This window comes from Streptomyces sp. NBC_01515 (assembly GCF_045040345.1).
In the GTDB taxonomy this organism is placed as follows: domain Bacteria; phylum Actinomycetota; class Actinomycetes; order Streptomycetales; family Streptomycetaceae; genus Streptomyces.
The window spans coordinates 10,475,272-10,494,572 of sequence record NZ_CP109416.1 but is presented as its reverse complement, the minus strand read 5'-3'; the positions used below and the strand labels follow the sequence as shown (position 1 = coordinate 10,494,572).

Genomic DNA, 19,301 nt, shown 5'->3' with positions numbered 1-19,301 from the left:
ATATTAGAGCTAATGCATCTCGCTGGCTACCTGTGGTCCCGCGTGATCAGACCTGCGTCGAGTCCTTCCCGTACGACGGCTCGGTGACGAGCTCCGGAGCGACGGCGTGCGCGGGACCGCCCTCGCTCAGACCGAACCGCGCGTGGAACCTGCGCAGGAAACCGGGCGCGTACCAGGCCGCGCGGCCGAGCACGCGCATCGCGGCGGGGACGAGGATGCCGCGTACGGCGACGGCGTCGATGAGGATGGCCAACCCGCTGCCCAGGCCGAAGAGTTGCATGAAGCTGAGCTTCGCCGTCCCGAAGGCGAAGAAGCTCACCGCGAGCAGGCAGGCGGCCGCGGTGACGATGCGTCCCGTGTGGCCGAGGCCGTTGGTCACGGCGGACTTGTTGTCCGCACCGAGGTCGTGGAGTTCCTTGATCCGGCTGGTGACGAAGACCTCGTAGTCCATCGAGAGGCCGAAGGCGATGCAGAACATCAGCACGGTCATGGAGACGTCCATGGGCTGTGGCGTGAAGCCGAGCACGGAGGAGAGGTGGCCGTCCTGGAAGATCCAGGTCATGACGCCGAGGGTCGCGCCCAGGCTGACCATGTTGAGGAGCAGCGCGCGCAGCGGCTGGACGACGCTGCCGGTGAAGAGGAAGAGCAGGAGGAAGGTGGTGAGGGCGACCAGGGCCACGGCGAGCGGGAGCCGGCTGCCGACGGAGTGCTTGGCGTCGACCAGTACGGCGTCAACTCCGCCTACCAGAGGGTGTGTTCCGGCGGGTGCGGCGACCGCCCGCACGTCCTTGACCAGGCTCTGGGCCGCGTCGGACTTCGGTGTCAGGGTGCTCACGACGTTGAGCTGCTGCGCGTCGGGGCGGGCCAGGGCGGTGTTGCCGGGGGCGGTCGCCGCGGACTGTCCGTCGGCGTAGGTTCCCGTGCTGGTCTCGACACGGACGACGCCCTTGAGCCCGGACAGTTCGGTCGCGTACGACTCCAGCGGAGCCTTGCTCAGGGGCTTGTCGATGACGATGTGGAGGGCGGAGTCGTCGTTGCCGTTGAACTTCTCGCGCAGCACGGAGGAGACCTGGCGGCTCGTGGCGTTCTCGGGCAGGACGCGTTCGTCCGGGGTGCCGAAGGTGATGCCGAGGAGCGGGCTCGCCGCGACCAGCAGGACCGCGAGGACGGGCAGTGCGGTGAGCGCGGGCCGCTTCATGACGGTGGCGGCGAGCCGTCCCCACAGGGGTGCGCGGGTGGCGGGACGCGTGCGGTTCGCCCAGGGCAGCCGCCCGCCGCTGACCCGGTGGCCCAGGACGACGAACAGGGCCGGCATGACGAACAGGGTGCTGACGGCCGCGATGACGACGACGCCGACACCGGCGTAGCCGAACGAGCGCAGGAAGTACTGCGGGAACACCAGGAGTGCGGCGAGCGCTGCTGCGACGGTCGCGGCGGAGAACGCGACCGTGCGGCCCGCCGTGCTCACCGTGCGCCGGACGGCGTCGTCCACGCTCGCCCCTGACGCGAGCTGCTCGCGGAACCGGCTGACCATCAGCAGGGCGTAGTCGATGCCGAGGCCTAGGCCCAGCGCGGTGGTCAGGTTGATCGCGAAGACGGAGACGTCGGTGACGCTGCCGAGGACGTACAGCTCCGCGAACGTCCCCGCGATGGCGATGGTCCCGATCGCCAGCGGCAGCAGGGCCGCGATCATGCTGCCGAAGACGAGCAGGAGCAGTACGAGGGTGAGCGGCACGGCGATGGACTCGGCGAGGACGAGATCCTCGCCCGACTGGGTGCCCATCCCGCTGGTCACGGCGGCGCCACCGCCCGCCCGGACGGTGAGTGTCTTCTCGTACGTCCCGGTGTAGGCGTCGATGACGCTCTTCGCGTTCTCGTCCCGCTCGGTGTCGTCGCCCTTCACATGGGCGAGGACCATGGCGTCGCGACCGTCCTTGGAGCGGAGGTCCGAACTGCCCGTGTCCCAGTACGAGATGACGTTCTCAAGGTGCTGGTCCTTCTTGAGTTCGGCCACCAGGTCCCGGCCGCTCCGCCGCGCGTCCTGGGCGTCGACGCGCCCTTCGGAAGCACCGACCAACAGCACCAGATTCGTCTCCCCGCCGAACTTCCGGTCGATGGCCTTCGCGGCCTTGGAGGACTGGGAGGCCGGGTCGTCGTAGCCGCCGCCCTGCAGCTTGGCGAACGCGCCCGCGCCCAGGACGCCCATGAGGGCCACGGCCACGACGGCGACGACAAGGACCAGCCGGGAGCGGCGGATGGCCAGTTCGGCTATGCGTTCAAACACGCCTGTTCTCCTTAGATATCCATACGTTTGATGTCCATACGGTGAAAGGGGCGCGAAACAGCCGGAGTTGATCAATGGGGGCACTCTTCGTCGCCGAGCACGACGTTAGCGAGGAGCAAGAAGATTTGGCAGTGTTAGATTTTCCTCACACTTCGCAACGCCGGGGCGCGTGAGAGGAGTTGGCGTCGTACGGTCGCCGCATGGCCGTCGACGAACGCACCACTGCCCCGCCCTCGCTGCGCGAAAGGCGGCGGGCCGCCGCCACCCAGGAGATCGTGGACGCGGCCGAGCGCCACCTCACCGAACACGGGCCCGCCGCCCTGTCGTTGAGGGCGGTCGCCCGCAGCCTCGGCATGACCGTGCAGGCGCTCTACCACTACTTCCCGAGCCGGGACGCTCTCGTCACCACGCTCGTCACCAAGGCGTACGACGACCTGGCCGACGCCGTGCAGGGCGCCGTCGACACCCCGTCGGACGACCCGGACCTGCCCCGCCTGGTGATCGCGACCGAGGGCTACCGCCGCTGGGCCATCGCCCATCCCGAGCGCTTCCAACTCCTCTACGGCACACCGCTGCGGGACTACGCGGCCCCCACCGACGGCCCGACCACGCAGGCTTCGCGCCGGATGAGCGAGATCTTCGAGCGCGAGATCTTCGAGGGGTTCAGCACGGAGCAACTCGCCGCGGCCGACGTCCCCGTACTCTCACCCGCGCTCCGGGCCTACTTGGAGCAGCTGCCGCACTACGGCCACGGATACCTGCCCTCCCCCGCGACCGCTCTGCTCATGAGCGCGTGGGGACATCTGCACGGCCTCGTCGCCCTGGAGGTGTTCGGCCACACGTCCTTCCTCGGCGACCACCAGGCCGAGCTCTTCCGCATGGCCATGCGGAACCTGCTGGCGGACATCCACCGCAGGATCCCCGAGCGCGTGAGCCCGCCCTCGTCCTAGGTTCGCCGCCGGGGAAACCGATCGTCCAGCCGGCCGATCCCGGCCTGTGGGTGAGCACGCTTGCCGCTCGTTCTCGCACAACCCTCTGGTTCGACCGACCCTCCTCGCGGTACTGCGCCTCGGCAACTCGGGCTGGGGTCACCCGAGTTGCCGAGGTGTGGCGAGCGGCCGTAACACTCAGATCGCGGCGGCTGCGGCGCGTCCCGCCTGGCGGCCGGAGAACAGGCAGCCGCCGAGGAAGGTGCCCTCCATCGAGCGGTAGCCGTGGACTCCCCCGCCGCCGAAGCCGGAGACCTCACCGGCCGCGTACAGACCGGGAATTGGCGTTCCGGTGGCATCCAGGACGCGGCCCGAGAGGTCGGTCTGCAGGCCGCCGAGGGTCTTGCGGGTGAGGATGTTGAGGCGGACGGCGATCAGGGGTCCGGCGCTCGGGTCGAGGATCTTGTGGATCGCGGCCGTGCGGCTGAGTGAATCCCCGGTGTAGGAAAGGGCGTTGCGGATGCCCATCACCTGGGCGTCCTTCGAGTACGGGTTGTCGATCTCCCGGTCCCGGGCCTCGATCTGCCGCTGGAGGTCGGCGAGTTTGATCAGGCCGTCGCCGGTGAGCTTGTTCATGCCGAGGACGAGTTCGGAGAGGGTGGTGGCGGTGATGAAGTCGACGCCGTTCTTCCTGAACTTCTCGATCGGCTCCGGCGTCTGCCAGATGCGCGAGAGAAGCATCAGGATGTCCTTGTTGGTGAGATCCGGGTTCTGCTCGGAACCGGAGAGCGCGAACTCCTTCGCGATGATCTTGCTCGTGGTGACGAACCACGAGTAGTCGTAACCGCTGGCGGTGATCGAACCCAGCGTGTGGAGGGTGTCGTAGCCCGGCATGTCGGGTGCGGAGAACCGCTTGCCGGTGGCGTCGAACCACATCGACGACGGTCCCGGGAGGATGCGGATGCCGTGGTTGGGCCAGATCGGGTCGTAGTTCCTGAGGCCCTCGGTGTAGTGCCACATCCGGTCGGGGTTGACGATACGGCCGCCCGCCGACGCGGTGATGCCGAGCATCCGGCCGTCCACGTACGCGGGCACACCGGTGATCATGGTCTTCGGCGGGTTGCCCAGCCGGGCGGGCCAGTTCTGGCGTACGAGATCGTGATTGGCGCCTATGCCGCCCGAAGTCACGATCACCACGGGGGCGTTGAGTTCGAAGGCACCCACCACGGTGCGGGAGGTGGCTTTGCCGCGCTGGGCGGTGCTGGGTTCGAGGATCGCGCCGCGCACGCCGGTCACGGCACCGTTGGTGCGGACGATCTCGTCGACGCGGTGCCGGAACTTGAAGGTGACCTTGCCGCTGGCGACCCCGGCCCGCACCTGCTTCTCGAACGGCTCGACCACGGCCGGTCCTGTGCCCCAGGTGACGTGGAAGCGGGGCACCGAGTTGCCGTGTCCGTCGGCGAGGCCGCCGCCGCGCTCGGCCCAGCCGACGATCGGGAACCAGCGGATGCCGAGGCCGTAGAGCCAGGACCGCTTCTCGTTGGCCGCGAAGTCCACATACGCCTCGGCCCACTTGTGGGCCCAGTAGTCCTGGCCGGCCGGGTCGTCGACGCCGCGGTCGAAGCCGGCCGTGCCCAACCAGTCCTGCCACGCCAGCTCTTGGGAGTCCTTGATGCCCATGAGCCGCTGCTCGTCGGAGTCGATCAGGAACAGTCCGCCGAAGGACCAGAAGGCCTGGCCGCCGAGGTTGGACTCGGGTTCCTGGTCCAGGAGCAGCACTTTCTTTCCTGCGGCGACCAGTTCGGCGGTGGCGACGAGACCGGCGAGGCCGTGGCCGACGACGATGGCGTCCGCGGACGAGGTGTCGGCCGCGAACGCCGGTACCGCGTGTGCCGCGAGGGCGGCGCCGGCGGCGACACCGCCGGCCACCGTCAGGGCTCTTCGTCTGCTGATCGTTGTGGGGGCCGAGTTCTCCATGGGGTGCCTTCCGGGTCAGGTACGGGAGGTGCGGGAGATGTGTCCGACACGTGGAACGTGCCGCGACACCACAGTTGTTACCGCCGGTAGCACCTACGGAAACCAAGCCGTGTCGGCTGTGTTGCGCGAGTGGGGATCAGGAGCGGGTGAGCAGGGTCCAGAACGTGGTGACCGGGGTTCAGGACAGGGCGAGCGGGCCGTCGCGGTCGATGAGGCGGCCCGAGCCCGCGCCGGGTTTCTCGGTCGCGAGGCGCACGATCGCGTCGGTTCCCTCGGTGACGGTCTGGGGGCCGCTGTGGCCGTTGAGGTCGGTCGCCGTGTAGCCGGGATCGGCGGCGTTGACGCGAACGTCCTTGAGCGCCTTGGCGTATTGGGTGGTCAGCATGGTGAGTGCCGCCTTGGAGGCGGTGTAGAGCGGCGCGACGACGGAGGACTCGATCCGCGAGGGGTCGTGGGTGATGGCGAGCGACCCCGTGCCGCTGCTGACGTTGATGATCACCGGGTCGGGTGAGCGGCGCAGCAAGGGGAGGAACGCGGTGATCGTCCGGACCGCACCGAAGACGTTGACGTCGAAGACGCCGAGCGCGTCCGCGCCGGTCAGGTCGGCGGGATCGCCGTGCGGGCCGTGCACACCGGCGTTGTTGATCAGGACGTCGAGGACGCCTTCGTGTGCGGCGATGTCGGCCGCCGCGGCGGTGACGGAGGCGTCGTCGGTGACGTCGATACGGACGAACCGCGCACCGAGTGCGGCGGCGGCCTCCGTACCCCGTTCCTCGTCGCGGGCTCCGACGATCACGGTGTGGCCGAGGGCGAGGAGGCGGCGGGCGGTCTCGTGGCCGAGGCCCTTGTTGGCTCCGGTGATGAACGTGGTGGTCATGCGTCGATCGTGCCCAGCGTCCGGGCGCGCTGCCAGGGACGCTTCGACCGTAGGAACGGCATTACCAGGATCGGGAGTTGGTGGAAGATGGAGGACATGGCGACGAACGAGGGGCTGGAACTGGCATCAGGAATGGGAGTCGGGCTGGGGCTGGGTGCGACGATCCGTGCCTGGCGGGAGCGGTTGTCCCCGTCGGCCGTGGGGCTGCCGTCCGGTCGGGCCCGGCGGGCGACCGGGCTGCGCCGCGAGGAACTCGCCGAGCGCGCCGGGGTGTCGGTGGACTACGTGGTGCGACTGGAACAGGGGCGGTCCACGGCGCCTTCGTCCCAGGTCGTCGCCGCGCTCGCGCGGGCCCTCCAACTGACCGCCGTGGAACGGGAGCACCTCTACCGCATGGCCGGGCTGGTCCCGCCGAACGACGAGCCGATTCCCGATCACCTGCCGTCGGGGGTGCACCGGGTGCTGAACCGGCTCGGGGACGTCGGCGTCGCCGTGTTCGCCGCCGACTGGCAGCTGATCTGGTGGAACCCCGGGTGGGCGGCGCTGCTCGGCGACCCGTCGGACAAGCCGCCCCAGCAGCGGAACTTCGCGCGTGAGCGGTTCCCGATCGGTTCCGGCGACGACGTGCGTGACGTACGGATCGCCTCGTGGCCGGTGCTGGTTCGGAACGGTGCCGCCTCGGACCTCGCGATCGTGTCCGACCTGCGCCGGGCCACCGGTCGTTTCCCGCACGACGTCCGCCTGGCGGAGCTGATCCGTCAACTCACCGCAGGCAACGAGACGTTCGCACGGTTGTGGGCGAGCGGCACGGTCGGTGCGCACCGGGAGGACCGCAAGACGGTCGAGCATCCCGAGGTCGGGCCCGTGGACGTGGACTGCGATGTCCTGACGGACGGCGACTCCGACCTGAAGATCGTCATCTTGACTGCGGCGCCCGGGAGTTCGGACGAGGCCGGGTTGCGCCGGGCGATGGCTGGTGACAGCTTGCGCACGCCCGCCCTCTGATCCTGAGCGGTTCAGTGCTTGGCGAACTGGACCTGCGTGGACTGTGTGACGTTCGCGCGCACCGGGAGTGCGGGGACGGTGAGTTGTTGGCCGTAGATGTCGGTGAACCTGAGCGCGCCGCCGCAGCCGCTGCCGTCCTCGGAGATGAAGTAGTTGTAGTCGGTGCGCTCCAACTGACGCCAGCCGCTGCCCACGGCAACTTCCAGGCGGGCCAGGGGATTTCGGTGGCCGATCGCCTGGATGCCGCACCAGTAGCGGGTGGAACCGGTCTTGTAGCGGATCGAGATCGTGTCGGTGGTGCTGGGGCTCGCCAGGTTCCAGGTGATCGGGATCCGGCCGGCCGAAGGGGCGGCGAGCTTGGCGAAGGCCTGTGCGCTGAGGTCGATCTGGCCGGGGGCGCAGTCTCCCGGGCATTCGTTGGTGATGCGGACCGTGATGGTCGCGCCGTTGGCCGCGTGCACGAGCACGTACGCCCCGCATGCCTTGGACGACTCGTAGTCCGTGGTGTTCATCGCGCCGGTCATGACGTCGCCGCTCGGGTCGTACAGGCAGGCGCCGCCGCCGTCCGCGTCGTAGAAGGTGGCGACTCCCCGGTAGGTAACGCCGGGGCGGATGCGTCCGGCCAACGGAGCGGTGCCGGAGGCCTGTTGGCGGGTCTTCGTGGCCGACGTGGCGGCCGGCTTTTTGGTTGTCGCGCGGGTGGACGGGGTCGCCGACGGCTTCTTCGATGCGGCGGTCGCCCGTGCGGAGGCGGTCGACGTGCCGGTCGGGGACGGTGAGTTGGCCGGGCTGGAGCGGGTCGCGGAGGGATCGGTCGCAGCGGTACCGGCTTCGGCCTTCACCTCCTCGCCGCTCTTGTGGCCGGGCAGGAGCACCAGGGCCAGGGAGACGACGATGAGTACCGCGGCCGCCGACAGGAACAGCCACCGCTTGGACACCGGACCTCCTAGATGGCCGCCACCCGTTGCTCGGGGTGAGGAAGGCAGCGATCGTGCCAGCCTCGCGGTGACAGCGGCAAGCCCTTTCTCTGGGGGCGTAGTTGGGGACAAGTGTCGTGTCGTCGTGCTTGTGGGGTTCGTGATGCGCACCAACGCCGACTGTCGGACGCGCCGGCGAACTCACCTGCCTGAAGGCCAAGTCAGTGACGCTCGAACCCGTCGGCCCGGCTCCAACGGAGCGTGGTGTCCCTCCCGAAGACGACCTGCTGCCCGTCGCTGGAGACGGAGGCTCGCTCCCAACCGTCAAAGTCCTTAGTGACGTTGACGCTCCACTCGGTGAGGCTGCTGGTGCCCACGGCGGCGATGGACTCGGTCGGTGGTTCACCGTCGTAGCAGTAGGAGCCGAAGTCTGCGATCGCGGCGACGGTTCCGTTCTTGGTGCGCAGTTGGATGCCCTGGCATGCGTCGGTCTTGGTGCGGTAGATGACTCTCGGTTCGGTCCATGCCTTCGCCCGGGGGCTGTAGTGCTGCTCGACGAGGCCCTTGTCGCGCAGGTAGTGCAGGGCCACGCGGCGGCCGTCGTCGAGTTTCACCTCGGCGTTGTACGGGCTGGGGCTGCCGCTCCAGGAGAGGTCGCTCTTCTCCAACTCGGCTGTGTACACGGAGGAGTCCGGGGAGGCGGTCGCGGAAGGAGCTGTCGTCGCCGAGTGCTGGTGACCGCCGCATGCCGCCGCGGCGATCATCACCGACACCGCCGCCGTCGCCCTGGCCAGCACCTGAATGCCGGGCTTGTGCATACACGCCTCCCGTTGCCCTGCCTCAGCGCAGCATAGGCATGATCTGGCTGCTCAGGGTGGGGGCGGTGGCCCAACAGGTCCCTCGCGGCCTGGAGTGCGTCGAGCCGGAGAGCCTCGATGGACGCGGTCCGGTCGTCGTCCTGGCCGGCGAGCGAGATCGCGCAGTGGACGATCGGGGCGAGTGCGTCCGGGTAGCCGAGCGTCTCGGCGACCTCGGTCCAGATCAGATCGACGCCGGCGGCAGGATCGAGGCTGCCGTCGGTGATCTCTGCGGCCAGCCAGTAGGCGTGGGCCCAGTGCGCGGCCGTAGGGTCCGCCGGTGGTTCGAAGGACAGCCCCAGTTCGTCGAGCACGTGGTCGAAGAGCTCGGGTGCTTCGGGTTCCTCTCTCCGTGCGAGGCCGGCAAGGAGGGGGAGGGACGGGCTGTCGACGTCGGCGAGGAGTGCGTCCAGGCCCGCCTGGATGAGCTGGTCGGATCCCACGTGGCAGCCGAAGGCGCGAGCCCTGGCGAGTCGCCCGAGCCGCGCTTTGGCCTCTTCCCCGGTCATGGCCTCGGCCTCCGTTCAGCTGGTGGGAGGCCGATCGTGTCACGACCGGGGGGCCGTTCCGCCACCGGGTTTTCAGGGTGTGGTCGGCGCCGTGGTCCAGATACGCCGCTCGGCGCTCAGCGGGTCGTCCAGGACCTCCGGGACGGTGTCCCAAGTCATCGTCGTACGGCGCTTGTTGGTGTAGCGGGGCCAGTTGGGGCCCGGGTCCAGGTCGCGGATGAAGGCGACCCATGCGGCGTGCATCGCGTCCGCGAGGGACTGCGGCGGATTCGGGCCCGTCGCGGCCGTGACGCGTTCGGCGTTCAGGAGGTCGAAGGCGAAGGGGATCTCTATGCAGTGGGCGGCGCTGCCCCAGGTGAAGTGGTAGAGCCAGGTGGGGAGTTGGTGGAGGGCGCGGGACTCGGCGAGGGCGAGGGACGGGCCGCGGAAGATGGCGTCAGTGAGGGCTTGCCCCATGCGGAGTGCCGGGTCCGCCCTGCCCTGGAGGGCTGCGTACATGGTCACGGCGTCGGGGCCCAGCCCGTGGCCACTCAGCATGGCGTCAACGGCCGCAACTGGTACGGGTGTTGGTGTGGTCCCCGGCGGTGGGTAGAACTCGCGCTGGGTGAAGCCCAGCAGGAGCGGGACGGGAGCCGCACTGCCGTCCGCGAAGGCGTCGGGAACCGGGAGCGGGATCAACTCCCCGTCCGCGAAAGGTGCCAGCGTCAGACCTGCCGAGGGTGTGGCCAACGCGTCCTGGAGGGCGAGCAGTTCGTCGCCGGTGAGGTCGCGGAGGGCGGAGGCGAGGGCGGGGACGCCGGTGCGCTGGGTCAGGCGGGCCGAGTCGGCGAGGGCGTCGCGGCGGTGCTGGGGGGCTCTGATGGCGCCGGACTGGGAGATCACGGCGCGGAAGAGGCCCTGCGCGGAGGGGGTTGCCATCAGGGTCTGTACGGCGCCGCCGCCCGCCGACTGGCCGGCGATGGTGACCTTCCCGGGGTCGCCGCCGAACGCGTCGATGTTGTCGCGTACCCAGGTCAGCGCGGCGATCCAGTCGAGCACGGCACGGTTGTCGGGGGCGTCGTCCAGGTGGAGGAAGCCCTCGATGCCGAGCCGGTAGCCGATGGACACGAGGACGATGCCGTCGCGGGCGAAGGCGGAGCCGTCGTACCAGGGGCTGGCGGCGGATCCGGCGACGTAGCCGCCGCCGTGGATCCAGACGAGGACCGGCAGGTCTGCGCCCGGGTTCGGGGCCGGGGTGAACACGTTGAGGTTGAGCACCGCGTCGCCCGGTATCGACGGCTCGGGGATGGTGGTGGGGCCGTCGAGGACGAAGGGGCGGCGTTGCGCGGTGGGCCCGTACGCGGTGGCGTCGAGAGGCTCGGTCCACGGCTCGGTCGGGACGGGGGCGGCGAAGCGGAGGTCGCCGACGGGGGCCTCGGCGTAGGGGATGCCGAGGAAGCGGGCGGTGGTGTGCTGCCACGTCCCGAGGACGGGGCCCAGGGACGTGGCAGCGAGTACGGACTGGGGCACGGAGCAACTTCCTTGTGGAGGTGGTGGGTTCGGGGTAGGAGGGTCGGTACTCGGTCCGCTATTTGACGCCCTTGATCGGCCGGATGGCGAGCGCGCTGATCAGTACGACGGCGGCGGCGAAGGCGAACAGGACAGGACACGGTAGCCCGGGAGTTTGTCGGAGCCCGCGCCCCGAACGAGGTGATGAGCACGGAGGCGATGATCGGGCTCAGGGCCTGCGGGATGTTGGTGGCAATGTTGCTGACCGGCGGGATGGCCATGGACAGGGTCAGCAGGACGGACGCGCCGATCACGAAGATCTTGCGGCGGCCGGTGCGGTCGGAGATCTTCGCCGCCGGGATCGCGGCGGCGAGGGTGCCGACGAGGGCGAGCACGGACATCAGCTGCCGGGCGCTGTCCACCGCGCCGCCGTCCAGGCCGACGCAGTCCTGGAGGGCGTAGCGCTGATAGGTGGCGACGCCCCAGTAGCCGAGGATGAACGTCATGCGGGCCACGAACGCCCAGTACATCAAGGCCGACACCGGCGTAGGCGGCGGGCTGCTCGTCAACGGCCGTGTGCACAGCGGGAGTCACGGCATGGCGGGTGAGATCGGGCATCTGCCGATCGCCCTCGACGGTCCCAACTGCCTTTGTGGAAACCGGGGTTGCCTGGCGACGTACATCGGACCCGAACCCCCCATCCACGCGGCCGGGTTGGACGCCGTGGCCGAGGCGGAGGGCGCCGAAGCGGCGCCGGCCGAGCTGGACCGACGGCTGCGTGCGGACGACCCCGACGCGGTGGCCGCGCTCGGCGCGGCCGGGCACGCACTCGGAGCCGCCGTCCTCGGCGTGTCCGGTGTCACCGACGCGGGCGAGATCATCCTCGGCGGATACCTCGCCACCTGGGCCTCCTGGCTCGCGCCCGGCCTGGACGAGCGCCTGGCGGGACGCCGTGCCCCGGCGCCCGACATGCAGCCGGTGATCACCTTCGGCGTCCTCGGCGGCGAAGCCACACTGCGCGGCGCGTTCCAGACCTGCCGGGACGCCCTGCTCGACGATCCCACCAGCGTTCCGGCGCTCGCCCGGAGCCCGATTCCCGTGCCGTCCCAGTAGCGCGACGCCCACACAAATCGTCCCCCACCTTCCGGTCGTGGCTTCGTCCGGCCGCCCTCGTCCATGCATACTCGGGCTCTGCGCGCGCACCGGCGTTCGCGAGAAGCGGGAGGTGGGCGATGGTGGTGCCGTCGGCAACGGGGACGGAACCCCGGAAAATCACGATCAATGACGTCGCCAAGTCCGCCGGGGTGTCCCGGCAGACGGTGTCACGGGCGCTGAACGACAAGGACGAGATCGACAGCGTCACCAAACAGCGGGTGCTCGACGCCGCTCGGGCGCTCGGTTACCGGCCGAGCCGGTTCGCCCGGGGGCTGGTCCGGCAGGACACGATGGCCATCGGGCTGGTGATCCCCGATCTGCTCAACCCGTACTTCACCGAGGTCGCGGCCGCCGCGCTGGAGGCGGCCAGGACCCGGGGCTGGCAGGTCGTCGTGTACGACACCGGGGACCGGGCGGAGGAGGAACTCGGCACGCTCCAGGTGATCAGTTCCCAAGTGGACGCGGTCATCGGCTACTTCAGCTGTCCCGAGAGCGAACTGGAGAAGTTCACGCGCGGCATGCCGGTGGTCCTCATCGGCCGGGAACAGCGCACGCGGTTCAGCGCGATCCGGATCGACGGCGCGGCGGGGGTCCATGCCGCGGTCGCCCATCTGGTCGCGCAGGGGCACACCCGGATCGGCATGCTCGACCATCACACCCGGGCCGAGCCGAGCATCCGGCACGAATGGTTCACGACTGCCGCGACCGCCCACGGGATCGACGCCGGCCTGGTGGTCCCCGCGGACCAGACGGCCGACGGCGGCGGATCGGCGCTCAGGGAACTGCTCGCCGACCACCCCGACGTCACCGCGGTCTTCACGTTCAACGACATCATCGCGATCGGCGCCCTGCGCGAGGCCCGCCGGCTCGGCAGAAGCGTCCCGCAGGAGCTGGCGGTCATCGGCTTCGACGGTCTGCAGCTCGGAGCACTGGTCGAGCCCCCGCTCACCAGCGTCGCCCTCGACACCCGCAGGCTCGGCGCGCTCGCCATCGAGCAGGTCGCCCGGCTGCTCTCGGGAGGGGAAGCGCTTGCGGCCGACGACCTGGTCGTACGGGGCGAACTGCGGCTGAGCGGCTCCGCCTGACCGCCACTCGTGCGCATCCGGTCCGAATGTCTTGACACCCACCCGGGCCGAAGCGCAGACTTCCGAACATTCCAAAATGCATGTCGAGGTCTATCTGCAAGCAGTCCCGTGAGCGCTCACGGGAGCGCTCACGGGACGCTCTTAGACCTCCGGGAAATGGTGTGCCCACGTCCCTTCCACCCAGAAGGCATCCCGCCCTCGGGATCAGCATCGAGCCGCCTAGCACCGCCGCTAGTCGTTGTCTGGAACGGAAACCATGAGCAGCACAATCACGCGCATCCGCCTCGGCGCCGTAGCCGTGGCCGCCAGTGTCGCCGTACTCGCCGGATGCTCGTCGTCCTCGCCGTCGACGAAGACATCCGCAGCGTCCTGCGCACCGGCGAAGGGCAAGGTCACCCTCCAGTACTGGAACACGGTTCCGGGCATGGACAAGGTCGTCGCCCTGTGGAACAAGCAGAACCCGAACATCCAGGTCTCCACGAAGAACATCTCCAACGACCAGTACGGCACCCTCGGCAACGCCCTCAAGGCGGGCAAGGCACCCGACCTGGCCCAGGTCGGCTACGACGAGTTGCCGAACCTGCGTACCCAGAGCGCGTTCGTGGACGCCTCGGCCTGCTCGGCGGCCACCGCCGCCAAGTCGAAGTTCGTGCCGTGGACCTGGTCGCAGGCCAGCTTCGGCAACACCGGCGTCTTCGCCCTGCCGCAGGACACCGGCCCGATGGCCCTCTACGTCCGCAGCGACATCTTCAAGAAGTACGACATCGCGGTCCCGAAGACGTGGGACGAGTACGCGGCCGCCGCGGCGAAGCTGCACAAGGCGGACTCCGGCCTCGACATCACGTTCTTCGACCCGAACAACGCCGAGTGGTTCAACGGGCTGCTCTGGCAGAACGACTCCCAGATGTACAGCTACTCCGGTGACAAGTGGCAGGTCACCGTCGCCTCGGAGCAGAGCAAGCAGGTCGCCGACTACTGGCAGAAGCTGATCGCCGGCAAGCTCGTGCGCACCGACCTCGCCAACGGTTCGACGCAGATGTACGCCGCGTACCAGAAGGACCAGATCGCCAGTTACGTCGGCGCGGCCTGGGGCTACAGCATGTTCCGCGACAACCTCCCCAAGCAGTCCGGGAAGTGGACGATCGTCCCGATGCCGACGTGGGGTTCGAACGGCACCTCCGGTGACTGGGGCGGCTCGACCGTCGCGTTCATGAAGGGCAGCAAGCACCTCTACGAGTCGGTCAAGTTCAACACCTGGCTCAACACCGACCCGGAGGCCCTCGCGCTGGAGAACCAGCTGGGCGGTCTCTACCCGGCGGCGAACGCGGGGCTCCAACTGCCCGCGCTGTCCAAGGGAGTTCCGTACTACAACAACGAGAAGATCTTCGACGTCTTCGCCGACTCGTCCAAGAAGATCAACACCAGCTTCGCCTGGGGTCCGACCCAGAAGACGGTGAACCTGGCGCTGCAGGACGCGATGGCCAAGGCGGCGGCCGGTGACGGCACGCTCTACGACGCGCTGACGACGGCGCAGGCAGCCGCGCTGAAGTCCATGAAGGACCAGGCGATCCCGGCCGCGGCGGGCAAGTGACGGGGCAATGACCGACATCGCACCCCGCGCGCCGCGTGTGGTGGCATCACCCGGGGGCCGTCGCCGTCTCAACGGCGGCGGTCCCCGGGCGGGCACCATCTTCGCGTTCGTGATCCCGTTCTTCCTCCCGTTCGTGCTCTTCTACCTGGTCCCGGTCGGCTACGCGCTGTGGCAGAGCGTCCGCGTCGTCCGCCGCACCGGCGGCCAGTACGGCACCTCCTACACGACGTTCGGCGGCTTCGAGCAGTACGGGAAGGTCTTCCAGAACGACGAGTTCTGGTCCAGCATCGGACGCATCGGGCTGTTCGGCATCGTGCAGGTTCCGGTGATGCTGTTCGTGGCGCTGGTCATCGCGCTGCTCCTCGACACCCCCCTGCTGAAGCTCAAGTCGGTCTTCCGCATCACCGCGTTCATGCCGTACGCCGTACCCGGTGTGATCGCCGCGATCATGTGGTCGTACCTCTACTCGCCCCAACTCAGCCCCGTCGTCGACCTGTTGAACCACATCGGGCTCAAGCCCGACTTCCTCGGCCCGGGTGCCGTGCTGTGGTCGGCGGCGAACATCTCCACGTGGCTGTGGACCGGCTACAACATGCTGATCATGTTCTCGGCGCTGCAGTCGATCCCGCAGGAGCTGTACGAGGCCGCCAAGCTGGACGGCGCCGGCAACTGGACCATCGCCTGGCAGATCAAGGTCCCGATCATCGCGCCGTCGATCGTCCTCACCACGGTGTTCTCGATCATCGGCACGTTGCAGCTCTACGCCGAGCCGGCCGTGCTGCGGCAGATCTCCTCGAACATCTCCAGCACGTTCACGCCGAACATGCTCGCCTACGCGGTGGCCTCCGGGAACAACTACCAGCAGGCCGCGGCGATCTCCGTGGTCATCGCCGTCATCACCTTCGTCCTGAGCTTCGGGTTCATGCGACTGACGTCGAAGAGGGCCGGCCTGTGAACAACCGATCCATGAGCGGCCGATCCATGAACAAACCATCCGTGAACCGCGAGAGCCAGGTCAGCCGTACGGCCGCCATGGCGCTGATGCTCCTCCTGGCGATCTACTTCCTGCTGCCGATCTACTTCCTGATCGTCGCCGCCACCAAGCCGCAGGGCGACCTCGCCGCCACCAACGGCCTGACGTTCTCGCACTTCAACCTGTTCGAGAACCTGCGCGTCCTGTTCAGCCGCAGCGACGGCATCTTCGGCAAGTGGATCGTCAACACCGTGATCTACGCGGTGTTCGGCGCCCTCGTGGGAACGCTGATCTCCGCGCTGTGCGGCTACGCGCTCGCCAAGTTCCGTTTCCGGGGACGGGAGTTCCTGTTCTCGGTGATCCTCGGCGGTGTCCTCGTCCCGACCACCGCGCTGGCGCTCCCGCTGTTCCTGCTGTTCTCGGCGACGGGCATCGTCAACACGTACTTCGCGGTGTTCCTGCCCAGCATCGTCAGCCCGTTCGGCGTCTATCTCGCGCGGATCTTCGCCAACTCCGCTGTCCCGCAAGAGCTGTTGGAGTCGGCGCGGCTGGACGGCGCCGGTGAGTTCCGCACGTTCTTCTCGGTCGCGTTCAAGCTGATGACGCCGTCGCTGGTGACCATCTTCCTGTTCCAGTTCGTCGCGATCTGGAACAACTTCTTCCTGCCGATGGTGATGCTGCAGAAGGAGTCCCTCTTCCCGATCACGCTCGGCCTGTACGAGTGGAACGGCCAGACCGCCCGCGCCCCGCTGCTCCAGGAGTCCGTGATCACCGGCTCGCTGGTGTCGATCGTGCCGGTGATCATCGTGTTCATCCTGCTCCAGCGGTTCTGGCGCACCGGACTCGCCGCCGGTTCCCTCAAGTGACCGTCCCCGCACAGAAGGTGCCTCTCGCGATGCCCAACCCCGCTGTGTTCGTGCCCCATTTCCACTGGGACCGGGAGTGGTACGAACCCTTCCAGGTGTTCCGGCACCGGCTCGTCGCCGCCCTCGACACCGTGCTGGAGACGGCGGAGACGGACCCGGACTTCCGGTTCACCGTCGACGGTCAAATGGCCGCGATCGAGGACTACTTGGAGATGCGGCCGGAGAACCGTGACCGTGTCGCGGCCCTGGTCGCCGAGGGCCGGCTCGCGGTCGGCCCGTGGCTGATCCTGCTCGACGAGTTCCTCTGCTCCGGCGAGACCATCGTCCGCAATCTCCAGATGGGTTGGGCGGTCGCGGCGCAGCTCGGCGGTGCCATGCCCGTCGGCTATCTGCCGGACATGTTCGGTCACGTCGCGCAGATGCCGCAGATCCTCGCCCGCGCCGGCATCGAGCACGCGGCGCTGTGGCGCGGAGTGCCCGGCTCGGTCGACGGCCACGCCTTCAACTGGCGTGCGCCGGACGGCTCCCAGGTCCGTACCGAGTTCCTCTTCGACGGCTACGACAACGGCCTCGACGTCCTGCTGGTCCCCGACCGGATCGGCCGCGCGCTCGGCGACTACGCCGAGATGACGGCCGAACGCTGGGGCGGCGACCCGGTGTTGGCGATGGCCGGCACCGACCACAACGCGCCCGACCCCCAACTCGCCTCCTGGCTACGGCAAGCCGCCGCCGAGGGCCGCGCGATCACCATCGCCACCCTCGACGAGTACCTCCGCAAGCACGTCCACGACGAGGTGTCCGCCGTAGTCACCGGTGAGTTGCGCAGCCATGTGCGCGGCAACATCCTCCCGGGCGTGCTCTCCGTGCGGCTCGGTCTGAAGCAGCGCATGGCCGTAGCGGAGCGCACGATCGACCACGCCGAGCGCATGAACGCCCTGTGGTCCCGGCGCGACGACTCGCCGTTCCTCGACCTCGCCTGGCACAAGATCATCGAGTCGACCGCGCACGACTCGGTCGTCGGCTCCGGCACCGACGAGACCTGCGACCAGGTCGCCGCCCGCCTGGCCGAGGCCGCACAGACAGCCCGTGCGGTACGGGACGCGGCGCTCGCCGAGCCCGCCGAACTGGTCCCGAGCGACGGCTACTTGGTCGCCAACCCGCTGCCGTTCGACCGCTCGGTACTGGTCGAGGTGGACGTCGTGGCCCCGCCCGAGGGAACCACCCTGCTCGCGACCACCGCCGACGGCTCGACAGCCCCCGTGCAACTGATCTCCGAAGCCCCGACCGTCCTCAGCGACGAGCGCATGGACGCCTCGCAGCTCGAACGCGTCCTGCGCCGTATCCACCGCCGCGAACTCTTCGGCCGCCAGATCGACCACTACGAACTCACCCCCGGCGCCCTGGTGTTCAACCTCGCCGAGGTACCGACCAGCGGCCCCTTCGACCTGCTGATCCTGCGCCGCGAGGTCGCCGCGGCGGCAGCCCAACATCCGGGTGAGTGGCGGGTGTTGACGCTGGAGGAGGCCCGGGCCACCGCACTCCTGCCCGTGAGCGTTCCCGCCTCCGGGCTGGCGTCCTTCCGGGTCGAGCCGAGTGACCGCGCCTCCGCAGCCGTAGCCCCGCATGCGCCCGCTACGGCGACGGACCGCACCCTCTCCAACGGCCTGGTCGAGGTCGCGGTCGCCCCCGACGGCACCCTGGATCTGACCGGACCGGACGGCACCGTGCTGTACGGAGTCGGTCGCCTCGTCGACGGCGGTGACCGGGGCGACAGCTACAACTACGCTCCCCCGGCGCACGACGTTCTCGTGTCGGAGCCTGCGGAGATCACCGTCGAGCGAGTCGAGAACGGTCCGCTCCGCGCGCGGCTGCGGGTCACCCGTGTCTACGAGTGGCCGACCGCGCTCTCCACCGACCGCGCTCTCCGCAGCGAACAAACTGTGCCGACGCCGGTGGAGACGCTTGTGGAGGTGCGCGCGGGTGAGCCGTTCGTGCGGGTCTCCACGTCCTTCCTCAACCAGTCCGCCGACCACCGGCTGCGCTTCCACGTACCGCTGCCCGAGCCGGTGGCCACGTCCGCGTCGGCCGGTCAATTCGCCGTCACCGAGCGCGGGTTGACCGCCGAGGGCGGCTGGGGCGAGTTCCCGCTCCCCACCTTCCCTGCCGATTCGTTCGTGTCGGCCGGTGCCGCGACCGTCCTGCTCGACCACTCCAGCGAGTACGAACTCGTCGGCGACGGCTCCGAACTGGCTATCACGCTGCTGCGCGCGATCGGCTCCATCAGCGTCAACATCCACCCCCTGCGCGACGAACCGGCGGCGAGCGAGATCCCCGTACCCGGTGCGCAGGACCTCGGGACGCGGATCGAGAACCGGTTCGCCGTCGTCCCGTCGGCCACCGGCTGGCAGGGGGCGAACGCGGTCACTCTCGCCGAGGAGTTCCGCAACGACGTACTGGTCGTCCGGGGGACCGCACCCACAGGGCATCAACTGCCGCCCGACACCGCTGGGTTGAGCGTCGACGGCAAGGACGTCCTCGTCTCGGCCGTCCGCCGTGTCACCGACGACGAGCACGGGTCCGGCACCGAGGTGCGGCTGACCGCCATGCGCGCCACCGCGTCGACGGTCCGGGTGACGGGGGCGTTCACCGAGGCCGTCACCGTCGATCTGCTGGGCCGGACGATCTCCCGCACCCAGGTCCAGGACGAGCTCGAACTCCCCCTCGGCCCCTGGGAGATCCGCACCGTCGTGCTCCGGTAGGCCGCCATGATCGAATGCAATGCACCCGT

16 protein-coding genes are annotated in these 19,301 nt (G+C 69.2%); 9 read left to right on the top strand and 7 right to left on the bottom strand.

Annotated features, from left to right (window positions below; genetic code table 11):
* Nucleotides 1–46: 46 nt before the first annotated feature.
* Nucleotides 47–2,284, bottom strand: a complete 2,238-nt coding sequence (locus OG407_RS46390) for an MMPL family transporter (protein ID WP_405867067.1) — start codon at nucleotides 2,282–2,284, stop codon at nucleotides 47–49.
* A gap of 200 nt (nucleotides 2,285–2,484) precedes the next feature.
* On the opposite strand from OG407_RS46390, the gene OG407_RS46385 reads away from it, so the two are divergent.
* Entirely contained in the window at nucleotides 2,485–3,234 is a 750-nt protein-coding gene (locus tag OG407_RS46385; protein ID WP_405867065.1) for a TetR/AcrR family transcriptional regulator, read from the top strand.
* Nucleotides 3,235–3,411: 177 nt separating this feature from the next.
* Here OG407_RS46385 and OG407_RS46380 read toward each other — a convergent pair whose 3' ends face one another.
* Together OG407_RS46380 and OG407_RS46375 are read right to left on the bottom strand one after the other, a co-directional pair.
* On the bottom strand, nucleotides 3,412–5,190 hold the full coding sequence (locus tag OG407_RS46380) for an FAD-binding dehydrogenase (protein WP_405867063.1): 1,779 nt from the start codon (nucleotides 5,188–5,190) through the stop codon (nucleotides 3,412–3,414).
* 178 nt (nucleotides 5,191–5,368) lie between these two features.
* Nucleotides 5,369–6,067 carry an SDR family NAD(P)-dependent oxidoreductase gene (locus tag OG407_RS46375; protein WP_405867061.1) on the bottom strand — a complete coding sequence of 233 codons (699 nt, stop codon included), beginning with the start codon at nucleotides 6,065–6,067 and terminating at the stop codon, nucleotides 5,369–5,371.
* 87 nt (nucleotides 6,068–6,154) lie between these two features.
* Here OG407_RS46375 and OG407_RS46370 point away from each other — a divergent pair, with 87 nt between their 5' ends.
* Entirely contained in the window at nucleotides 6,155–7,072 is a 918-nt protein-coding gene (locus tag OG407_RS46370) for a helix-turn-helix transcriptional regulator (protein ID WP_405867059.1), read from the top strand.
* Nucleotides 7,073–7,083: 11 nt separating this feature from the next.
* On the opposite strand, the gene OG407_RS46365 is transcribed toward OG407_RS46370, so the two are convergent.
* The 4 genes from OG407_RS46365 to OG407_RS46350 all read right to left on the bottom strand — a co-directional run bounded on the left by OG407_RS46365 (nucleotide 7,084) and on the right by OG407_RS46350 (nucleotide 10,864).
* Nucleotides 7,084–8,010 carry an expansin EXLX1 family cellulose-binding protein gene (locus OG407_RS46365; RefSeq protein ID WP_405867057.1) on the bottom strand — a complete coding sequence of 309 codons (927 nt, stop codon included), beginning with the start codon at nucleotides 8,008–8,010 and terminating at the stop codon, nucleotides 7,084–7,086.
* A gap of 200 nt (nucleotides 8,011–8,210) precedes the next feature.
* On the bottom strand, nucleotides 8,211–8,807 hold the full coding sequence (locus tag OG407_RS46360; protein ID WP_405867055.1) for a hypothetical protein: 597 nt from the start codon (nucleotides 8,805–8,807) through the stop codon (nucleotides 8,211–8,213).
* Nucleotides 8,753–9,355 carry a hypothetical protein gene (locus tag OG407_RS46355; RefSeq protein ID WP_405867053.1) on the bottom strand — a complete coding sequence of 201 codons (603 nt, stop codon included), beginning with the start codon at nucleotides 9,353–9,355 and terminating at the stop codon, nucleotides 8,753–8,755. The genes OG407_RS46360 and OG407_RS46355 overlap by 55 nt, the downstream gene beginning before the upstream one ends.
* Before the next feature lie 72 nt (nucleotides 9,356–9,427).
* Nucleotides 9,428–10,864, bottom strand: coding sequence for a carboxylesterase/lipase family protein (locus OG407_RS46350; RefSeq protein WP_405867051.1), 1,437 nt, complete (start codon nucleotides 10,862–10,864; stop codon nucleotides 9,428–9,430).
* 183 nt (nucleotides 10,865–11,047) lie between these two features.
* Between OG407_RS46350 and OG407_RS46345 the strand changes: the two genes are divergently transcribed.
* From OG407_RS46345 to OG407_RS46315, 7 genes are all read left to right on the top strand, one after another.
* Entirely contained in the window at nucleotides 11,048–11,305 is a 258-nt protein-coding gene (locus OG407_RS46345; RefSeq protein WP_405867049.1) for a hypothetical protein, read from the top strand.
* Between the two features lie 42 nt (nucleotides 11,306–11,347).
* Entirely contained in the window at nucleotides 11,348–11,956 is a 609-nt protein-coding gene (locus OG407_RS46340) for an ROK family protein (RefSeq protein WP_405867047.1), read from the top strand.
* Between the two features lie 119 nt (nucleotides 11,957–12,075).
* Nucleotides 12,076–13,083 carry a LacI family DNA-binding transcriptional regulator gene (locus OG407_RS46335; RefSeq protein ID WP_405867045.1) on the top strand — a complete coding sequence of 336 codons (1,008 nt, stop codon included), beginning with the start codon at nucleotides 12,076–12,078 and terminating at the stop codon, nucleotides 13,081–13,083.
* Nucleotides 13,084–13,339: 256 nt separating this feature from the next.
* Complete coding sequence (locus tag OG407_RS46330; RefSeq protein WP_405867043.1) at nucleotides 13,340–14,674, top strand: ABC transporter substrate-binding protein; 1,335 nt, start codon at nucleotides 13,340–13,342, stop codon at nucleotides 14,672–14,674.
* A 7-nt stretch (nucleotides 14,675–14,681) separates the two neighbouring features.
* A complete protein-coding gene (locus OG407_RS46325) occupies nucleotides 14,682–15,629 on the top strand; it encodes a carbohydrate ABC transporter permease (RefSeq protein WP_405867041.1) in 948 nt (315 codons plus the stop codon).
* 26 nt (nucleotides 15,630–15,655) lie between these two features.
* Nucleotides 15,656–16,513, top strand: coding sequence for a carbohydrate ABC transporter permease (locus tag OG407_RS46320; protein ID WP_328675415.1), 858 nt, complete (start codon nucleotides 15,656–15,658; stop codon nucleotides 16,511–16,513).
* 29 nt (nucleotides 16,514–16,542) lie between these two features.
* Nucleotides 16,543–19,272 carry an alpha-mannosidase gene (locus OG407_RS46315; protein ID WP_405867039.1) on the top strand — a complete coding sequence of 910 codons (2,730 nt, stop codon included), beginning with the start codon at nucleotides 16,543–16,545 and terminating at the stop codon, nucleotides 19,270–19,272.
* The last annotated feature ends 29 nt before the right edge of the window (nucleotides 19,273–19,301 follow it).